The following is a 19,734-nucleotide window of genomic DNA, read 5'->3' on the forward strand; positions in this document are numbered from 1 at the left end:
CCTCTATACCTCCTTTTTTCATACCACTCACCGGGTAATACTTTGTTACCCGGTGATATATTTCCTTCGCTGGAAACCCATCGCCTGAATCGATCAGAACCTTTGTATGTATAGGTATCCTTACGAAACGCTATTATTTCGATTGCCAACCTAAAACGTGACTTATGAAAAAAAATGTATGCAGGTTAATTTTCGCTTCGCTGCTGATTTGCAGCGGAATGAAAGCCGGAGCCCAGATCGTCGGCAACTGTACGGTGAATGCCGGTGGTAACGCGATAGTCTGCGGATCATTCACCACACTCACCGGAACTGTGAGCGGCAATGTCGGCGCAGCAGCACCACTCTGGACTTTTGTGTCAGGGCCGGTGACGCCCGTGATCGTCAGTCCTAACAGCCTCACCACCGATGTGAACGGGATGACGGTTGACGGCAACTATACCTTTCGCCTGCAGCAAGCCTGTGCAATAGGCTTTAACACTTCGCAGGTCGTTATCACTGCCCATGCACGGCCGGCTTCCTTCACCGCGGGCCCGGATATTACAGATGTGTGCGCTGCTGCCGGCACCACCAGCCTGGGAGGCGTAATACCTGCCGGTTATACCGGTGAATGGCGCGCTGTCAATATCTGGCGATTTTATCGTGCATCCGAAACGGTCAGCACCAACGCACAGTTCAGCAGTACCACTTCAGCCAACCCAGTGTTCTCGCTGGTCAACAAAGCGAATCACGGAATAGATCCGGCTTATTGGGCTATTCTGCGTATTACTTCAGCGGATGGTGTTTGCTCTTATGAAGACACTACCGTTGTTCGCTTTATTCCAAATCCCGTGATCAACCCGGTTGTCAATACTTCCCGTTGTCAGTCACCCACCATTTCAACTCATTACATCACGCTGTCTGCCCCGCCTTACTTTAATACAAATTATCCGGGTGTGGCCGGCGCGGCAGCAGCGGGCACCACTATTTCTTTGAATGTAATAAGTCAACCTGCAGGTGCTAATATGTCGTTTGACCGGTTGGACGATAATATTTTTTTCTACTTTAATGGTGTCACACAACCGGGTACTTACACCTTTACTATTACGGTTACCAATAGCTGTGGCACTTATACGTCGCCGACACTTACCTACAGCTTTCAGGGCGTAACGCCCAGGCTGGTTAATTTGCAGCCTGCGGGTCACGAAGCACCCGAACAATTGGTGGTCTATGCGACCTCAGGCAGCGGCGGAGAAGTACATTGCAACATTGCAGGAACTACCGCGCCGCAATCCTTTTACTTTAGTGTGGATCCGGCTGATCCGCCAACAGTTATTACAACTGTTACGCCGTCAGGTATTATTCCCGCAGGTGGTCCACCAACCGTAACGGTTACGGGTACGGGTACTTATGACCGTGTAGTGACGGCAACACCACCCGCAGGAGGATGGAGGATCGGAACCTACCGGTTTACCATCAACACAAGAAATGCGGATGGCAGTTGTGGTGTCAATCAGACTTACTACATACATGTATCGGATCGAAGCCGGCCCGATGTGGAAATAGCAGATGTCAGTGTGTGTTATCCCGGTACCGGTGCTATCTCAGCCACTATTACGTTGCCTGATGTTTACAAAGGCATCGTTAACGGCAGCTATTTCCAGGACTTCGACGGACACTACGACATACAGCTGGTGTCTGCCCCTGCAGGAGCCGCCCCGCCCACGTATACCACTACCAATCTCCGTTCACTCACCAGTACCTCAACGGTTATATCCAATCTCAACCGCATCGGTAACTATAGTTTCAGGATCACACCTATTGCTTACAACCCAAGTGTGGGACCTTTCCTGGCACAGGAATATGCTTGTTCCGGAGCGCTGATGTCCGATACATTTCTCGTAAGAGTGGAGGGCCTGATCAATGCGAACGCCGGAAGCGATCAGGTATTGGGGAATGTAACAAGCGCCAGCCTGGCTGGAAATAATCCGGGTCTGGCATCCGGCGTATGGACCCTTGTTGCTTCACCAGCCGGATCGGCACCGCAGCTATCCGCCCCCAACAGCCCGCTTACGACTGCTACCAATCTGAATATCGCGGGAGCATACGACTTTGCCTGGACCATTACCACGCCCTACGGAGGTTGCGTAAGTGCAGATACCGTGAGGATAGTGTTGACCACTACGCTTGATGTACGGTGGTTGTATTTCAATGCAGAGAATAATGTTGATAAAATCCTGCTAACCTGGGGAACGGCAAGTGAGCAAAACAACAGGGGATTCGATGTTGAAAAAAGCAAAGATGGCATTGCCTGGCAGACCGCCGGCTTTGTAAACTCGCTGGCTTCTGCGGGAAACAGTGACCAACCGTTAAACTATCGCTTTACCGACAATCATCCTTTCGATGGCGTAAACTACTACCGGCTAAAACAACACGACCTCGACGAACGATATGCGTATAGCAGTGTGAAAAAAGTGACCCGGCCATCTTACGGACAGGTGCAGCTTTTGCCTAATCCCGTACAGGATAAGCTGACCGTCACCGGTTTGAAAAATATCGCTTCCATCCAGCTTTTGAATAGTTACGGGCAGGTAGTGAAAACCCTTCCCGGTAATGCGGCAACCACGGTATACATCAGTTTCACGGAACTACCTGCGGGCTTGTATATCGTAAAAACAACGGACCACTCCGGAACAACCACCCAGTACAAAATTATTAAACGTTAACAGGAAAGGATGTGTCTCATAAATCAGGATAGGGTTTAGACCACCCACGGCCGGGTTTTCCAACCCGGCCCTTTATTTTTCAAACCCTGCAGGGCAACAATTCGTACATTTGGCATCAACCAGAGCCTAACGTCAATTACTGCCCTCTTTATGCGTAAACATTTTGTTGCTATTCTCGTTGCTGCGCTTTTCTTTCATAACTTATCCCTACAGGCCCAGACTAACATCAAAGATTCCGCTGTTTCCCTACTGAAGGGATTGGAGAAAGCGCACAAAGGAGGAAAAATGTCTGACCGTATCTACCTCGATACCGTTCATTCCACCATGTTGTCTTTGTTGTCCGTAGACGTAAATTTTACCAACAAAGAATTATTGGCTGTACTGGAACCTTACCGGCAGACAGCCTGGAGCAGCCACCAGTTTGACGAAGACAAACGAACTTACTACAGTTTGCTGAGCAATCAGGCACAGTTCACCGGCAGGGCGGGCGAAATGTTGTACTATGCGGATAAGTTTAATGAGGTGGAAAAAGCCAACAGCGGGCGGGCATCCGTCACTGCGCTTACGATTCAATCCGATTACTATAATACCAACAACTCCTTCGACCTTTCGCAGGCCTTGTATAAAAATAACGAGGTGTTTGTACTTGGATTACCGGCGGAGGCCCGCAAGGAGACGACTACCATGCCGCAGGCCGTTCAGTCAGTTGTACTGCTGGTAAAGTTGGGAGAAGGACTTTATGGTGCAGGAGACACCATCAATGGCAATAAGGTATTGCAGGCTGCCAGAGAAGCAACTGAAACCGTTGAGTCGCGTTTCCCCGATGTTAACAGAGCCGTTGCCCATTCGCAATACGCCTACTATACACTCATTTATTACAAGGCCGATGCGATCGGATCTGCACCGCTTGCGCTGGAATCTTTTGCATTAATGGAAAAACAACTGCAAAGTGACAAGACGCCTGATTACCTGAAAAATTTTATCAGCTTTTTTCTCACCGAAAAAAAACTGGCTTTCTTCATCCGGGAGAAAAATACCGATAGCACGGCCGTTTACCTGAAGGCATTTGATGAAGAATATAAAAAAGATCAACTGGTGTATAACCTCTACATCACCAAACGCTTAAAATCGCTGGCCCTGTATAACGAAGGACGCTATCGTGAAGCAAGTGACAGCATGCTGGCGGCCATTAAACTGCTGGACAGTTCACGCACTATTGCCACGCGTGAAGTAGATGAAATGATGTATGCCCAGGCAAAAACGGAAGAACAGGACGTATTGCTGGCCGAGGCAAAAGCAGCGGCGCAGCGAAGAGAGAACACCATCCGTCTGATCGTTGCCGGCGCGTTGCTGCTGGTAACGGCTGGTTTACTATTTATCTGGCGCCAACGGCAGCGGCAGCGCAAAAAACTCATCGAGTTTAAATTGAACATGGCCAGAAATATCCACGACGAAACCGGACCTGCACTACTGTATGCAAAATCACTGGCAAAAAACTACCGGACCAAAGGTTATAGCGAAGAACTTACAGAGGAAGTGGAAAAGCAGCTAGACAATACGATTGCGGTGATCCGCGGTCTTTCGCACGACCTGAAATCTACCGAACTGCATTCGGTATTTCAATTGATTAAAGAACTGGATGGTGTGTTGAAAAAATTAAAAGGAGTAAATGTATTTACTTACTCGATCGATAAACAATTAAAAGAAGACCGTTTCATTAGTCACTACCAATATTCTCACCTGAAATCCATTCTGCACGAATGCATCACTAATTCGGTCAAACACAGCCAATTTGATAAAATACAAATGAGCTTCCGGCAGGAGAACAACCGCTTGCAGATTACTTACAAAGACAATGGGAAAGGCTGGGAACAGGGAGATGAGGCAAAAGGAATCGGACTTGAAAACATTGCCGAGCGCGTCAAACAAATGAACGGGGAATATCTTGTTACGAATAATTTCCCGGAGGGCTATGCAATTGATATCAAGGTGTTGCTACGATAGATTATTCAGAGATCGTCGAGTTGTACCACGCCGTTCTGCAAGGCAAATTTGATGATACCTGCCAGGTTTTTGGCGCCGATGCGCCGCGCTATATTACTCCGGTACTGCTCAACAGTCCGCTCCGACAAACCGATGCTCTTACTGATTTCCTTTGTATTCATCTGTTTGCATAACAGGCGGATGAGTTCGATCTCTTTCCCGGAAAACTTGATATTGGCAATAAGATGTTTGACCGAATAATCGTCTTCCGTACCGGAAAAACGGTTGATGATATGGATACGTGCCTCTGGGCTGAAATACTCTTTGTTTTGCAGCAGCAGTTGAACTGCTTTGATAAACTCCTCATCATCGTCTTTTTTCACCACATAACCATTTGCGCCAGCCTGCAGCATTTTCACAATCACATCAGCGGAATAAGTAAAGGAGTAGACCAGGATTTTTGCCATGGGATGCTTGTATTTCAAGTCCCTTACAAGTATATCGCCCGTGATATCGGGAAGAAAATTATCGACGATAATCATTTCCGGGTTATGCTTCAGTGCCAGGCTTTTGGCCGTAGCCCCGTCTTGCGCCATATAGAAGTTCTCGAATAAATCGCCGATCAGCAATTTAATGCCATTGGCAATCATCTTATGGTCATCGATTACTAAAACGGAGGTGTATTTCGTCGTTGTTGCAGTAGTCATATGAATGAATAAATGTCGGAAAGTACGTCTTGCCAATGTTATTTTTGGCTTCCTGTCATACGAGAAAATCCCGGATCAGCCCTTGCGGATTTGGTACGGGAAATGTCGCTAACGATTGAGTTTCTTACTCATGTGAAAGTAAAAATATGGCTTCCACTACAAACTTGTGGTGTTGATGATAGTATTTCTATTGCGTATTGCAATACTTCAACTAATTAATAGTATTTGTTCAATTGAAATGTGGTTCCATTTATTACCCGAAGAAATCAGGTTGAAAAACGGGCAGCGACACAGGGCTCGTCTTTTTTGACATCCAGCGACGGAGCAGGTCAATATTTCTGACCCTTGCCTGGTCGGTATAATCCCGGAATACAGCTTGTTTCAATACCTGCGAGATCATCGACGGCGGAATCGCTTTTGTCCGCTGACTCTTGTCAAGGTTTTTCTTCAGCTGTGCGCATTCAATAATCAGCCGGTTATCGTTATCAAATAAAATCTTATTTATGACTACAAGCTTCCCATCGATTAACAGTAATACATCGCCGGTATCTATACTTAATGTTTTGATGAATGCCGATTGCTGCTGTTCCTGAATGGCTTTTTTTTCGCTAACCAAATGTTGATCGTATAAATACGAGATAAGTTTTTTCAAATCTTCTTTCTGAAAAGACAAGTTCTCTCTGCGTAGCTCTTGCTTTAGAGCATTCAGCAATCGGGGTACATGGATCAATAAGCTATCTATTGTTTGAAAACCTTTCACCATGACCGGCACATTACATTCTGTAACCATTCTCCTGATTATATAGCGATCGATACCCAGCAGATCTTTGATGCTGGTGTCTGTTATGGTAAACAAATGTCTTTCCTGCGTACAAATTTTACGGGAGTCATTGGCCAGTTTATGAAGCGAAGCCCACTGATCGGCATCATCATTATCTTCCCAATAGAGATAACGGGAATCCTCAGCCAGGTCTGTTAAAAATTGAATGGCGTAATTGACAGAGGGGTCAGCGCGCACATGCTGTATGGTTAAAGGGAATTCGGTGCCCAACGCTTTCTCCAGGCGTAATGCGGCCGCAGTGGTCAGGCTTTCATAAAGGGACTTAAACTCCAGCAATTTCAGCGGATGTTGGCGGGTATTATTCTCAGATTGTTTACTAAGGGTGTAGATATAAAAGGGCTCGCCGTTAAATAGAGCATATTTCCGGGAAGGGGAGAGCTTTTCGTAGCGATGATTAACCGTAACGGTGTAAAATATCCGGATGATATGATTGGCAAAACTCTCGGTTGGTTGATACGTGATAGCCACACTTTCCATATACTTTCTCTCCCGTATCGTTTCCTCCACACGTTGATCAAGAAAAACAGCCAGTTTCATTGCATCTGACATAACTATCTTAAAAATAATTAGTTATAGGTTAAATTAGTGTCTACAAACGCAGCCAGGACGAACAGCCAAATTAGTTTACAAACTATTAAAAATCAACTGATTCCTTAGTATCGGGTAAAATATTCTGAAGAAAATGTCTCAAGGAGAGGGGTGAAATTGCTGGTACAAACCGATAATTATTTGATTTTCAATTTGATTTTATTCAGTTAGTTGGAGTCCCCCTTTTTTAAATTCCGGCTAATTTTTTATTTTGGAAACCCAGTAGATCGTAAATAAAACTGGAGAGGAGATTGAGGAGAATGTTTACTATAAACTCGAAGACTTGCATCTATGAATGAAGATACAAAAAATGAGCAAAAGCTCCGGCGTCTGCTAAAAAAAGGACTTGATCATTTCATTCCGGTCAAACGCATCATGCATCACTGGGCCATAGACAAGGAAGAAGCCATATCGCTGGCTACACAATTGGAAGAAAGAGGTTTGCTGGAGAAAGCTCCTTTCGATAATGCATGGATCATTTCGCTGCGCGGAGAACTTCTTCTCCATAAAAATGTACCACGCCGGTTCACCAGGAAAACCATTCATGAACAGTTAAATAAACTTCTTCATCGTGCAGAGACTGTCAACACATCCCGAAAGTTTCCCTATTATGTCGAATACCTGAAATTGATTGATCCACTGCCCGCCGACGAGTACGGAGGTCCGCTGAGGATCATTTACAGACTTCAGCGGAAGCCCATCAGCAGTGAGGTTTACGATCGGCTGTCACGGGAACTTGTAAAAGAAACAAAGAAGAAGCTATACTCCATGTTTGAACACCTGGTTTATCCGCAGGAAGCGGTCCGTCTTTTTCTGAAAGAGAGAAGCCAGGTATTGAAACTGCTGGCATGGGAGACCGAACTCCAGGATCTTCCCGGTCAGTTGATCTTCGAAAGTGGTGATGTAAAATAAGCAGGCACCTATCTCGTTTTCATGGCAATGATCGCCGACACAATACCGGCCAGCATATACAACAAAGCGGCAGAAACAGGCACCATGATGCTGCGGAAAATCAATCCGGATTTTTTATAGGGAAAAGTAGAGAAGTATTGGTAGTAAAACCAAATGCCGTACACGGTGGTGAGCACCAGCACGCCATTGTAGATCACATACAACCCCGCCGTGTTGCGATAAAACAGCATAAGAACGCTGAAAGCCAGGCCAATCAGCAACTCACCGCAAACTTTATACGCATTAAGGATCACGTGCTCTGTCAGGTTGAGCCGGCTGCGATAAAACCAGGCAAAACTGAGCAGGGCATTGAAGGGGATCATCACCAGCGGAATGAACTTGGGATACTTGGTGGCCACCTGCTCCATCTGCGACATAACGGCCTTGGTATTGGCAGGGAAAATATCGGTGAGCTTGACCTGCGAAATCTGTCCGAGAAATAAACCGAGGCCCGTGATGAGCACGATCAGGGTAAAATAATTGAAATGTTTTGCCCGCTTGCCCTCGATAAACTCCCGCGTGGAATGGCCCGGGCGAACGAATAATTCTTTGATCGTAAACAACAGGCCCTTGTCCACATGCCAGATGCCGTGCACCAGATCGTGCGCCAGGAAATGGTGAACAGAATAGCGATGTGTGGAAGCCTTCTGGCCGCAATGGGCGCAGAAATTCCCTTTCACCGGTTGGGCGCAGTTGAGGCAATTTTCGTTATGCGTATGCGGGCTCATGGATCAGGATTGCGGAGAACGGGATTTGATTTCTTTGTTGATCTTAGACAGGCCGATAACCGAAGGCAACATGGCCGGCCACAGACCAAAGGCTACCACAAGCAGGGCGTAATTCGGCTTTTTATTCACGAAAATGTAAATAATCAATCCGACCATGATCAGCCAGACGATGAAAAAAGCGGCCAGCACGCCGGTGAACAGGGACTTTTGTTTGTTCAATTCCCCGAGGGTTTGTTCGGAAAGAGGCTTCTTTGTCATAAGTAGTGTTGTGGTATACCAGAAATCCGCGCGAAAATCGTGAAACCTGCCATTCCGGTGCTACACAAAAGTGTAGTATTATACATCAAACTGCGTATTTTCAAACCCGCCGCAATGAATGACCTTGTCACTTCATCATAATCTCATTGACATGAAAATTCAACTTGCCTGGCTGTTCCTGGCCCTCTGTACACTTGCGTGCAAAAAAAAGAAAGAAGATGATGCTGCCGTCAAACCGGTCGGTTCCAACTATACCGTCACCGGATCGATGCGGGACTTCAGTAATGCCACCTACACCGGTTACTATCCGCAGGAAATCACACTTGACAAAGTAAACGATGTGCAGGGCACGATGTTGCCGACGGAGCTCGGCATTCCCGGCCATATCATACTGATCGGCGGATCCAAAAGTTACTACTCGAACTTTGCCCCAACGATAACACTGGATCCGAATACAAACAAAATAACGGCCATTACCAATCACTATGGGCAGCCTTCGCCCAATGGCCGTTCGGCCACACTCGATCCTTCGGGCATCAATGCCTGGGATCCGGCATCGAAAACAATCAAAATCAAATACTGGATGGATGAGCCGGCCGTATTCACGCCACACCGCGTGTCATTCGATGAAACCTGGACCTATATCGAATGAAATGAGTGACCAACTACACTTTCGTGTAGTTTTGTAGCCGATGAAAAAGAAAAATGCAGAAAGCCTGGTAACGCGCAGCAAATTGGTGCATATAAAGGAACTGGCAGGGCAGGAGGGGATGGGCTACCTGGAGCCGGTGAAGGCATTGTCGAGGCTGACCTATCAGAGCATCTACGTAATCGACTACTCTGACATGAGCTTTGAATACGTATCGGACAATCCGTTATTTCTATGTGGTTATACAGCGGCCGAAGTCCAGGCGATGGGCTATGCATTCTATGAAAAACACGTACCGCCGGGGGACCTGGAGATGCTATCGGAACTGAATGAAAAAGGTTTTGACTTCTTTGAGCGGTTGCCGCCTAAAGAGCGGAAAATGTACAGCATCAACTACGACTTTCACCTGCAGCATAAGAATGGCTCTTTCGTGCTGATCCATCACAAACTGACGCCGTTGTTGTTAACGGACGCGGGAAAAATGTGGAAGGCGATGTGTACGGTCTCGATTGCTTATCATAAAACGGCGGGCAATGCGGTAATTTATAAAGAAGGCGCGGATATCATCTGGCGATTTTGTCCGGATACACGTGCCTGGCAAAAGTTTCCGCGGCCTCAGTTATCTGAGCGGGAAATGGAGGTGTTAAGGTTATATGCGCAGGGGTTGACGATTAACGAAATTGCGGCGCGTGTGTCGGTATCGCCGGATACGGTGAAATATTATCGTCGAAGGATTTTTGAGACCTTGGATGTGGGGACGGTGGTGGAGGCTCTGGGGAGAGTAGTGAGTTAAATTCAAAAGTAAAAAGTCAAAATTCAAAAAGCGATCCCGCAAATGCGGGATTGAGCCTGTCCGAAATATCGGACGAAGTGTCAAAATTCAAAAAACGATCCCTGAGCCCGAAGTGTCGGGCCGATGCTTCAGCCCTCGAAGGTGCTCCCTGAGGCTCCCGAAGGTGCTCCCTGAGGCTCCCGAAGGGCACGCAAAGACGCGTAAGGAGCGAAGGCGCTAAGGGAAACCTCGCCGTTGTTGGTCTCCAGACCAACAACAAAGCGGGACGACTCGATATCATCGGGTTCTGCGAATGAGTGTCTTAGCGGTTGAAGGGTTTCGATTATTATGCAAAGACGCGTAAGGAGCGAAGGCGCTAAGGGAAACCTCGCCGTTGTTGGTCTCCCGACCAACAACAAAGCGGGACGACTCGATATCATCGGGTTCTGCGAATGAGTGTCTTAGCGGTTGAAGGGTTTCGATTATTATGCAAAGACGCATAAGGCGCAAAGGGAAGGCTCGCCGTTGTTGGTCTCCCGACCAACAACAAGCGTGAATTGCGATGCTAATTGATTTCTCTCGCCTTTTGAATTGTCTCTTCCATATTCTGTGTCAAAACGGCCGGCACGTAATTCTCTCTTGGTGTGCCGTTGATATGATAGAGGCGTTCGGTCGGAAACTGGTAGCCGATTTTGGTTTCGGTCAACTGAAAATTAGAAATGGCGCCCAACAGACCGGCCATTGGAGTGCCGATGGTGGTAGCGCGTTTCATACCATCGAAGCCGATGGCCATGCCTTCGCCCATACTGCCTGTCCAGCGACCGACGAGGATAAAAACATTCCCCTTATAAATATCTTTCCGAGGCGTGACATACTCCACCCAATGCCGCTTGGTCTGGTAAGCCTTCTCATCAAACTCATGAACCTGGTAGGGGAGTTGTTCCGTTATAAACCTGCCCATTATTGCTCTGGCGACTGTTGAATTGCCACCACCAGGCGTTTCCGTGAGATCGATGATCAGGTCTTTATACTGGAAAAAGCTGTCCAGCGTTTGATCAAACTCAGCGATCAGGTTATTATTGCCGAGGGAATTATTAATCTTGATATAGGCGGTAGTATTGTTGAGCGATTTTTTAAACAGCAATTCGTTGCTATTACCGTAAGTGACCGGTGTGAATGTTTTCTCTTTGCCTTTATCAACAACAACAGTAATCTCGCGTTTGGTGTCATGTGTACCGGCGAAAAGCATATCGATAGCATACTGGATCATCTTGGGCGTATGCTTATCGGTGAATCTGGGCAGGAACTGCTTCAACTGCTCACCGACGGGTTTACCGTTAAAAAATTTTATCTCCATATCGATCTTCAGCCCGGCCAGGTCGGCACCGAAGCCTTTGCGGAGATCTTTGATGAGGTATTTATCGTTTACTTTCTCCACGTACAAATCGGTTCCAGAGGGGACAAGCCGGTTAGAGGACGGCAGGTTGGTGTTGAGGGAAGAATGTCCGTTGTACAATTCATTCAGCACGTTCTCGAGTAACCGGATAAACTCGTTTCTATCCGTGATCTTTGTTGACTGCGGCTCATAAATGGTCTTGACCTTATCCCAATCGATCTGTTGCTGATTGAGGTAGGCATAATTGTCTTTGATATCCTGCCAGAATTCGAGGAAATCTTTTTGGTAGGAGGGTTGGGCGAAGGATAGGGTGGTGGTAAGGAGAAGGAGAGGGAGGAGGTTTCGTGTCATATTTTGTGGTAGTAACACTTTCTTTAAGGCCGATGTTATCAGGGTAAAATATCAATCCAAAGCCCACACAGTTTACTTCAAAAGATAATGCGAGGCATTAAGTTGAGTAAGAACATTCGGCTTATTTCTATTATTGGAATTCCTCGACTTCTCGCCTTGGAGAGTTCAAAATTAACCCACTTTGAATGCCAAACATTTGGACTAACTATAAGTATTAATACATTACATGTTCTAAGTTCCTCTAAAACGCGATCTTGTTTACATACGGAATCATTGTTTATTAAATCTATAAAAACTTCTGACCAGGGACGTAGCAAACAATATAAATTTAAAAGAAATTCTTTATTTATCTCTTTATCTAATGTAGTATAACTTACGAAAATCTTCATTTTATATAATCGAAGAGAAACAGAAACAACGCTAGTGTATCGAGAATAATAACTATAAAATATAATCGAGTTGATGCATTGATAATTGACCTTTTAATCCTATTCTTACTGGTTCTTGAATTATCGAGAGTATAATTGTCTTCGTTTGATGGTAGTACAATAGGAAGAAGCGCATGTCGGTTTTTAATTTGCTTAAAGCGAGCGTCCATTTTTTCTCTCAACTTCTCTTGATAAAAATATGTAAAACTGTCGAGTAGCCAAAAAGCTGATGCTAGTAAATATATAGTTACAAATAAGGAGAGGTCAAGTTTGTCACCGGCTAATTTGACAAGAGATGGTATTGCTATCCCAATTAATACAAATAGCAATTTCTTTAGCTCAAGGCTTAAATTTGAAAAATTTAAGGTTGCAGCATGGAGTTGGTCGATTATCTTCCAGTCTATCTCGTCATCGACAGTTTTTATATATTGTTTGTCAGTATTTGCCATAGAAGTTAACAATGTAAAACAGCGACTAATAGGTTATAAACCTATTACGCGATTCCAATCCGCTATATACATATAGATTCTTTGAAATTCCGACGGAAGAAGCATTCTATTGTGGGCTATGAAGTTTCTGGTTTTTTCTAATTCTTCCATTCGCTGTTTAAGCCAGTGTTGAGATGGAATAATATTGCTAAATAAGTTCCATTTTTCAATAATTATACTTGCTAACATTCCAAAATCAACAAAACCTAGTAAATCCGTTTTTTCTCCTTCCAGCCAGCTATCCCTTACTGCCGCAGCTTGCCTCATTTCTGCATGACTCTTAATTTTGGTAGGTAATTTGTTCCACCAATCCACCCCTTCAGTTTCACTCAATGTACCTCGGATATAGGATCTAATTTCATTTTCAAAACAGAATAAAAGGGAGTAAAGCCTCGCCATTTCAAGAGCATTATTTCGTAGCCCAATATTAAATGGAGACAATGCTTCACTTAACAGTTGTTGATCCGCATAGGCCGAATCAGCTCCAATTTGGATTCCGGCATTTTGGAAACGAGTTGATTCTGATTCGAACATTAATCCTCTAAAAAAGAAATCACGGATATCCTTTCGTTTATTCAAGTAAATGATCTTTTAATGATTTAAAAATCGCATTATATACCTCTAAATCCTTTGTTGCCGGGAGATGAATTTGAATGTTGTAGTGTAATCCTAAGTTAAGATTACTACCGTTTTTATATAAGTTTTGATTTTGAATGCCTGTCTCATCAGGTTCTGTTTCTTTATTTGTTGACGGTCGTTGAGTCCCACTTTTTTTGTCGCTATCTAATTCGGCCAAATCTAGTAATGCATAGAATGTCTTTGTCATTAAATTGGCAACAACATCACTTGTGTTATGATAGCTCTTGAATTTGCCCTCAATTAAAGCCCTATCGGAAGGAGAGGGTTTTTCTTTAATTAAGAAAATGTCTGAGTATGCTTCTTTCAGTGCGTCCCCCATCACAGATTTTGAAGCAGAATGATTTCTATAATCTTTATATCTCTGAGTTGGAGAGCCGTCAGGTGTTAGAAACCCTAGGGCTTTCAATATTGGAATAAATGGTCTGTGATTGTTTGATTTATAGCCCCAGTCTAAAAGTAATTGATTTGTGAACTTGTCCGGAGCTTGAGCATCACGTATTTTTCCAAAAAATTCAGCAAATCGTTTATGTTCCTGGGTATATGTGCTAGGTAAAGCCATGTCAGTATTAAATGTAAGAAAAAGGATTGTCCGTAAAAGTTATATCTAAATGCAAAGAACGAAAGCTGATGAGTATCTAGTATATATATACTAGTGTTTTCGGATGTTACTATATGTTTGAATACTTGCGAAATATTCAAACGTATAGCGCCCAACAGGAAATCGAACTCCCAATTCCATTGATTTTAAGTGAATGTTAAAGTCAAAAGTGGTCCCAGTTCCAGCTCTTATTATATGAACAGGTGTTCCGTTTGGTGACTCAGTCAAACGTATTGTTAGACTGGGTATGTCATTTAACTGAGGTTCGACTCTTCCACTGCATGTGAACATATATGTTGGCTCTAATAAATTAACTGCTATTTCTCCTGATGCCGTATTCCCGTCGTTAATAACTTGTTTTTGTTCAATGATTTTGGCAAGCGGGGTCTCTCGCTGCCCTTGTCTTTGTTTCGCAACATCAAGAATTTCTGCAACAGCAGCAGTGTTCGTTGTTCTTCCAGAGCTTTCACTGGCAAATGCTAAGAACCTATCTGTCCTGTACATCAGAAATGTCTGTTGGGTTTCCTCGAAAAACTCTTTCCGTAATTCATACTGGGGCCCTACAATCTTTCCGGACGCTTTTTCCCACCAATCTTCTTTCTCTTCAGACGTAACTAAAATTAGCGGCTTTTGTGTTTCTTTGATATAGTCGAGAATTTGACGCCAAATAATATAATCTCCATAGGGCCTGTCGCCATCTTTATCCAAATCTTTGAATCCGGGGGGGATTTTCTTTTCACTTCTTCTTTTGCCTTCTTTTAAGACTTCAGATAGTAGTTCTTTATCGAAAGAAGAACCTATACTTGAGTCAAACAGTTCACAAATCTCCTTAAGAATAGGATCGTTCTCTCGGTAATTAGGGTTTTGAGCCCTTATGCTATTCAATTTGGCTTCTGCAGAACTAATTGCTGTATTTATTGTTTTTTCAAGTTCTTCAGCTAAGGCATCTGGAATTATTCTATTGCCTTTTAACTTTTTTAAAGGTTCTTCACTGACTTTCTTTATATCATTTAGACTGCGATCGGCGTCATTAAAGGAAGTCACTGAAGATAGTATAACATTGTTACGATTTTTGAAAAATTCATCAGCTACTTGATGCGATATCCAAGCACGATTTTTGAAACTTTTCAAAGAATCTAAAATAGCCTGTCTTGTGTCTTGGTGATAGCGATATAAATCCAACAATACATTTGTATCTACAGTCAAGACTGCTTCGCTCCATATTTTTCTTATCTGTGTGCTAGATAGTGGGAAATACCAATTGAAAGCCTTTTTCATTGTATTAAAGTTAGATCCAAATATGTATTTCAAAATTCCAGTTAACAAGGTAGGGAGAATAGAATATGTTGCATAACAAATAACCGGGGAAAAACACCCTATTTCGATTGTCTCATAATTTACATTATGTTAAATAGGTATTCGGCCCACCAAACCCTCCACCACAAAAAAACGGCGACCCTAAGGCCGCCGTCATTAATATACATTCCTTAAAAGCTTATTTCAGCTTGTCATCCAAATCATTCCACTTCTTCTCCGCCGCAATATACTTGTTCAGATCCGCCCCTTTCGCGCCTTCACGCTTGTAAGAGTAGTATTGCGCCAAGCTTCCCACAATCAGCTTGTATTGACGTTTTTCCACTTTGTCCAACTCAGGCTTCTTGGCAAACAGTTCAGCCGCTTTTTCAAAGTATTCACGTCCCTGGTCGTAAGTCGCATCGTATTGCTTTTTCAGTTCCGCTTTCTTCGTGTTGTCAGCCGCCGTGGCTTTACCACCGGGACGCTTGCGGATCTCGGTTTCCACCTCGGTCATTTCGTTTTGCTTTCTGTCGGCTTTGTTCATGAAGTGATCACCTATATATATGAACGCCTGCGCAGCTTTGTCGGGATTCGCAGTTGCAGCTTTGTTCAGCGATGTGATCATTTTGCCTTCCAGTTCTTCAGCATTGGCTGGCTGCACAGCGCCCTCTTTGCGGGAGTTCAACGTGTCATATAACAGTTCACCCAATCCCATGTTCGCTTTGTAGTTCTCCGGATCTTTCGCCAACACGCCCTCCAGCGCTTTTACCTGCGCATCAAATCCCTCTACCGTACCAATCGCAAAGTCCACTTTGTCGTAGTTGAAGTAATCGCTTTTCGGATACAGTTCTTTACCCAGGGCTTTGTATTTCTCGAAGTTGACGTCGTCTTTCTTTTCCGCATAGTAACGCACCAGGTAACGGTACACTTCCTCGTAGTCCGGTGTGTTCAGTTTCAGTCCGGCCAGGCGCGTGTAGTATTTAACGGCTTCACCTTCTTTCTTCGCATTGTCGGCCACCACCGCCGCCAGGATGAGCGCGTTCGTGTCGGCCGTTACTGTCCAGAGTTTTTTATCTGTCATCAGATCGCCAAGCACCACTGCTTTTTCGAGGTTGGGCAGGCCCGCCTCCCAGCTTTTGTCGAGGTAGTTTCTGAATCCTGCATTGAAGTAGCCTGCATATATGTTACCTACGGTATTGGCATATTCAGCGTCCGCGATCAGTTTCATTTCCGGATCCATTTCACGGAATTTGAGGAAAGCGCTGTAGGCTTCTTCACGCAGTTGGGCAGCTTCTGCCGCCGGCAGTGTGGTATCCAGTGCCAGCGCCGAGTATACCGTTGCTTTTTGCATATATCCTTCGGGTTTTGACGTGTATTTTGCATTCGTCATACCCTTGTCAACCGTTGCCTTGGCATTTTTGTATTGACGCAGCAACAGCAGGTTTTTGACATCTTCATACCGCTGCGCGCCTGCAGTCACCGCTAGCAAGCTCATCGTTAATAAAAGAATACTGAACTTTTTCATTGATGTTATTAATTGATGAAAAAAATAAGCTTTCTTATCCCGGTTTCTTTTTATGCTACCGGTGGTTGTTCTTCTTCTGATGCATTTTCTGCCGGAGGAGTTGCGTCACCCGGGGTTTCGGAGCTTCCTTCCACCGCCGGCGTTTCGCCTTCCATTATTTCTACCTGAATTTCTTCCTCATCCAGTTGCGTGATCGCGGCAATTTCATCTCCTTCGTCGATGCGGATCAGTTTCACACCCTGCGTCGCACGTCCTAATTCGCTGATATTGGCCACTTTCATCCGGATCGTTACGCCACTTTTACAGGTGATCATCAGGTCTTCCGTTTGCGATACGGCCAGCATGCCTACCAGGTTACCGGTTTTCTCGGTTACACTGATCGTTTTCACGCCTTTGCCGCCGCGGTTGGTAAACCGGTATTCGTCGAATGCCGTACGCTTGCCAAATCCTTTCTCGCTGACTACCAACACCGTTTTGGATGCGTCAGTCTCAGGATTTACACAAATCATACCAACAACTTCGTCTTTTGCATCGTCTACTTCGATACCGCCCACACCGATTGCGCCACGTCCGGTCGGACGTACACTTTTCTCGGAGAAACGGATCGCGCGGCCACTTTTGACGGCCATCATGATTTCGCTGTTGCCATCGGTCATGCGCGCTTCGAGCAGTTCATCGCCTTCGATTACGGTGATCGCGTTTACACCGGTCGTACGCGGACGGCTGAAGTCAACCAGCGCCGTTTTTTTGATCACACCTTTTTTGGTACACAGTACGATGTTGTGTCCGCTTACGAATTCTTCGTCTTTCAGGTCTTTCACGTCCAGTATCGCGCGCACTTTGTCACCTGGGATCAGTTGAATCAGGTTCTGGATCGCACGGCCTTTACTGGTTTTCTCGCCTTCCGGTATCTGGTATACATTGAGCCAGTAACATCTTCCTTTTTCTGTGAAGAAAAGCAATGTATGGTGGGTGGATGCTACAAACAGGTGCTCGATATAGTCTTCGTCGCGTGTTTTACCGCCTAATACACCACGGCCACCACGGCGCTGCGAACGGAATTCATCCGCCGGCGTACGCTTGATATAGCCGAGATGCGAGATGGTGATCACCACGTCTTCTTCTTTGATCAGATCCTTGATGCTTACTTCATTGTCGAGGTAAGTGATCTCACTCTTCCGTTTGTCGCCGTATTTATCTTTGATTTCAGTGAGCTCGGTTTTGATGATTTCATAACGACGGCCTTCGTTACCCAGGATATCACGCAGATCGGCGATCAGGGTCATCAGTTGATCGTATTCTTCTTTGATCTTCTCGCGCTCCATGCCGGTCAGACGTTGCAGACGCAATTCGAGAATGGCGCGGGCCTGGATTTCATCGAGTCCCCAGCCGGCGTTGATCAGCGCTTCGCGTGCTACATCTGGTGTGGCAGATGCACGGATCAGCGCAATCACTTCGTCCAGGTGATCCAGCGCAATCAGGTAACCTTGCAATATGTGGGCGCGTTTTTCCGCTTCGCGTAATTCATATTGCGTGCGGCGTGTTACCACTTCGTGGCGGAATTCAACGAACTCGCTGATGAGGTCTTTCAGGTTCAGCGTGCGCGGACGGCCTTTCACAATCGCCACGTTGTTAATACCAAAAGACGTTTGCAGTTCCGTGTGCTTGTACAACTGGTTGATGACAACGTTGGCCACGCCATCACGTTTCAGATCCAGTACGATACGTGTACCTTCTTTGTTGTTGGATTCGTTGTTTACGTGTGCAACGCCTTCGATCACTTTTTCATTGACCAGTTCGCCAATGCGGTTGGTCAGTGAGTCGCGGTTTACCTGGTAAGGTACTGCCGTGATGATGATCTGTTCACGTCCGCTGGGTTTGGTTTCCACGGTCAGTTGACCGCGCACTACTACCCGTCCGCGTCCGGTATGCATGCCTGCTTTTACGCCTTCCATACCGTATATGATGCCACCGGTCGGGAAGTCGGGTGCTTTCACGTGTTCCATCAGCTCATCGATCGTGATCTCACGATTGTCGATATAGGCTATGCAGCCGTCGATCACCTCGGAGAGGTTGTGCGGCATCATGTTCGTGGCCATACCAACGGCGATACCGCTGGAGCCGTTCACCAGCAATTGCGGGATACGGGTAGGCAGGATGGATGGTTCTTTTTCCGAGTCGTCGAAGTTGAGCTGGAAATCGACGGTATCTTTTTCGATATCGTCGAGCATGTGTTCGCCGAGTTTGGCCAGCCTTACTTCCGTGTAACGCATGGCAGCCGGATCGTCTCCGTCCTGGTTACCAAAGTTACCCTGACCGTCTACCAGGGTGTAACGCATGTTCCAGTCCTGGGCCAGACGCACCATGGCGAAGTATACCGAGCCGTCACCGTGCGGGTGATATTTACCCAGCACTTCCCCTACTACTCTCGCTGACTTTTTGTACGGTTTGTTGGCATTAAGACCGAGTTCATTCATCGCGAACAGGATACGGCGGTGAACGGGTTTGAAACCGTCGCGCACATCCGGCAGCGCCCGCCCCACAATCACCGACATGGAATAGTCGATGTAGGCGGTTTTCATTTGCTCTTCGATGTTGACAGGAATGATCCGGTTAGTATCCTGGGTTTCCTGTGGGCCGAAATTTTCTTCCATTGTGTTGAAGTTAAGATCCGAATGACAGGCCTTTTACCTGCCACTTCCCTGCTGTGTCTGCAGCCTTATAATTAATTCATTTTCAAGGCACTTGTCCTCAGTGTCGGACGGTCGCAGGTGAAGCCCGCAAATTTAACTTTTCTAACACTTAAATCCGATAAAAAACCAGGGTTTTTTACC

The 19,734-nt window shown here is 45.6% G+C and carries 17 protein-coding genes; 5 read left to right on the top strand and 12 right to left on the bottom strand.

Going from position 1 to position 19,734, the window contains the following annotated elements:
* Nucleotides 1-164: 164 nt before the first annotated feature.
* Entirely contained in the window at nucleotides 165-2,702 is a 2,538-nt protein-coding gene (locus H608_RS21515) for a T9SS type A sorting domain-containing protein (RefSeq protein ID WP_051268098.1), read from the top strand.
* 150 nt (nucleotides 2,703-2,852) lie between these two features.
* Entirely contained in the window at nucleotides 2,853-4,706 is a 1,854-nt protein-coding gene (locus tag H608_RS0106615) for a sensor histidine kinase (protein WP_028786982.1), read from the top strand.
* Nucleotides 4,707-4,711: 5 nt separating this feature from the next.
* On the opposite strand, the gene H608_RS0106620 is transcribed toward H608_RS0106615, so the two are convergent.
* Both H608_RS0106620 and H608_RS0106625 read right to left on the bottom strand, forming a co-directional pair.
* The gene (locus tag H608_RS0106620; protein ID WP_081658813.1) at nucleotides 4,712-5,392 is read right to left on the bottom strand and encodes a response regulator; all 681 of its coding nucleotides are present in this window, start codon (nucleotides 5,390-5,392) and stop codon (nucleotides 4,712-4,714) included.
* Between the two features lie 253 nt (nucleotides 5,393-5,645).
* The gene (locus tag H608_RS0106625) at nucleotides 5,646-6,770 is read right to left on the bottom strand and encodes a hypothetical protein (RefSeq protein ID WP_028786984.1); all 1,125 of its coding nucleotides are present in this window, start codon (nucleotides 6,768-6,770) and stop codon (nucleotides 5,646-5,648) included.
* Nucleotides 6,771-7,112: 342 nt separating this feature from the next.
* On the opposite strand from H608_RS0106625, the gene H608_RS0106635 reads away from it, so the two are divergent.
* Nucleotides 7,113-7,733, top strand: coding sequence for a hypothetical protein (locus tag H608_RS0106635; protein WP_028786985.1), 621 nt, complete (start codon nucleotides 7,113-7,115; stop codon nucleotides 7,731-7,733).
* 8 nt (nucleotides 7,734-7,741) lie between these two features.
* Here the strand turns inward: H608_RS0106635 and H608_RS0106640 are convergent, their stop codons facing one another.
* The gene (locus H608_RS0106640; RefSeq protein ID WP_028786986.1) at nucleotides 7,742-8,500 is read right to left on the bottom strand and encodes a DUF3667 domain-containing protein; all 759 of its coding nucleotides are present in this window, start codon (nucleotides 8,498-8,500) and stop codon (nucleotides 7,742-7,744) included.
* Nucleotides 8,501-8,503: 3 nt separating this feature from the next.
* Nucleotides 8,504-8,758 (bottom strand): hypothetical protein, encoded by a 255-nt coding sequence (locus H608_RS0106645; RefSeq protein ID WP_028786987.1) that lies wholly within the window; start codon nucleotides 8,756-8,758, stop codon nucleotides 8,504-8,506.
* A 151-nt stretch (nucleotides 8,759-8,909) separates the two neighbouring features.
* Here H608_RS0106645 and H608_RS0106650 point away from each other — a divergent pair, with 151 nt between their 5' ends.
* Together H608_RS0106650 and H608_RS0106655 are read left to right on the top strand one after the other, a co-directional pair.
* Complete coding sequence (locus H608_RS0106650; protein ID WP_155990075.1) at nucleotides 8,910-9,410, top strand: hypothetical protein; 501 nt, start codon at nucleotides 8,910-8,912, stop codon at nucleotides 9,408-9,410.
* A gap of 40 nt (nucleotides 9,411-9,450) precedes the next feature.
* Nucleotides 9,451-10,200 (top strand): helix-turn-helix domain-containing protein, encoded by a 750-nt coding sequence (locus tag H608_RS0106655; RefSeq protein ID WP_028786989.1) that lies wholly within the window; start codon nucleotides 9,451-9,453, stop codon nucleotides 10,198-10,200.
* A gap of 544 nt (nucleotides 10,201-10,744) precedes the next feature.
* Here H608_RS0106655 and H608_RS0106660 read toward each other — a convergent pair.
* The 8 genes from H608_RS0106660 to gyrA form a co-directional block, all read right to left on the bottom strand.
* Nucleotides 10,745-11,926 carry a S41 family peptidase gene (locus H608_RS0106660; protein ID WP_028786990.1) on the bottom strand — a complete coding sequence of 394 codons (1,182 nt, stop codon included), beginning with the start codon at nucleotides 11,924-11,926 and terminating at the stop codon, nucleotides 10,745-10,747.
* 77 nt (nucleotides 11,927-12,003) lie between these two features.
* Nucleotides 12,004-12,315 (bottom strand): TIR domain-containing protein, encoded by a 312-nt coding sequence (locus tag H608_RS24920; protein WP_071836928.1) that lies wholly within the window; start codon nucleotides 12,313-12,315, stop codon nucleotides 12,004-12,006.
* Complete coding sequence (locus H608_RS0106665) at nucleotides 12,312-12,803, bottom strand: hypothetical protein (RefSeq protein WP_028786991.1); 492 nt, start codon at nucleotides 12,801-12,803, stop codon at nucleotides 12,312-12,314. The genes H608_RS24920 and H608_RS0106665 overlap by 4 nt, the downstream gene beginning before the upstream one ends.
* A 33-nt stretch (nucleotides 12,804-12,836) precedes the next feature.
* Nucleotides 12,837-13,421: a Swt1 family HEPN domain-containing protein gene (locus tag H608_RS0106670; RefSeq protein WP_211227041.1), complete on the bottom strand. Its 585-nt coding sequence runs from the start codon at nucleotides 13,419-13,421 to the stop codon at nucleotides 12,837-12,839.
* A complete protein-coding gene (locus H608_RS0106675; protein WP_028786993.1) occupies nucleotides 13,414-14,040 on the bottom strand; it encodes a DUF5343 domain-containing protein in 627 nt (208 codons plus the stop codon). Before H608_RS0106675 ends, H608_RS0106670 begins: the two co-directional genes overlap by 8 nt.
* Before the next feature lie 90 nt (nucleotides 14,041-14,130).
* A complete protein-coding gene (locus H608_RS0106680) occupies nucleotides 14,131-15,357 on the bottom strand; it encodes a PIN domain-containing protein (RefSeq protein ID WP_028786994.1) in 1,227 nt (408 codons plus the stop codon).
* A gap of 217 nt (nucleotides 15,358-15,574) precedes the next feature.
* On the bottom strand, nucleotides 15,575-16,900 hold the full coding sequence (locus H608_RS0106685; RefSeq protein ID WP_028786995.1) for a hypothetical protein: 1,326 nt from the start codon (nucleotides 16,898-16,900) through the stop codon (nucleotides 15,575-15,577).
* Nucleotides 16,901-16,950: 50 nt separating this feature from the next.
* Nucleotides 16,951-19,554 carry a DNA gyrase subunit A gene (gene gyrA, locus H608_RS0106690; protein ID WP_028786996.1) on the bottom strand — a complete coding sequence of 868 codons (2,604 nt, stop codon included), beginning with the start codon at nucleotides 19,552-19,554 and terminating at the stop codon, nucleotides 16,951-16,953.
* Between the last annotated feature and the right edge of the window lie 180 nt (nucleotides 19,555-19,734).

Source organism: Terrimonas ferruginea DSM 30193 (assembly GCF_000425585.1).
In the GTDB taxonomy this organism is placed as follows: Bacteria; Bacteroidota; Bacteroidia; order Chitinophagales; family Chitinophagaceae; genus Terrimonas; species Terrimonas ferruginea.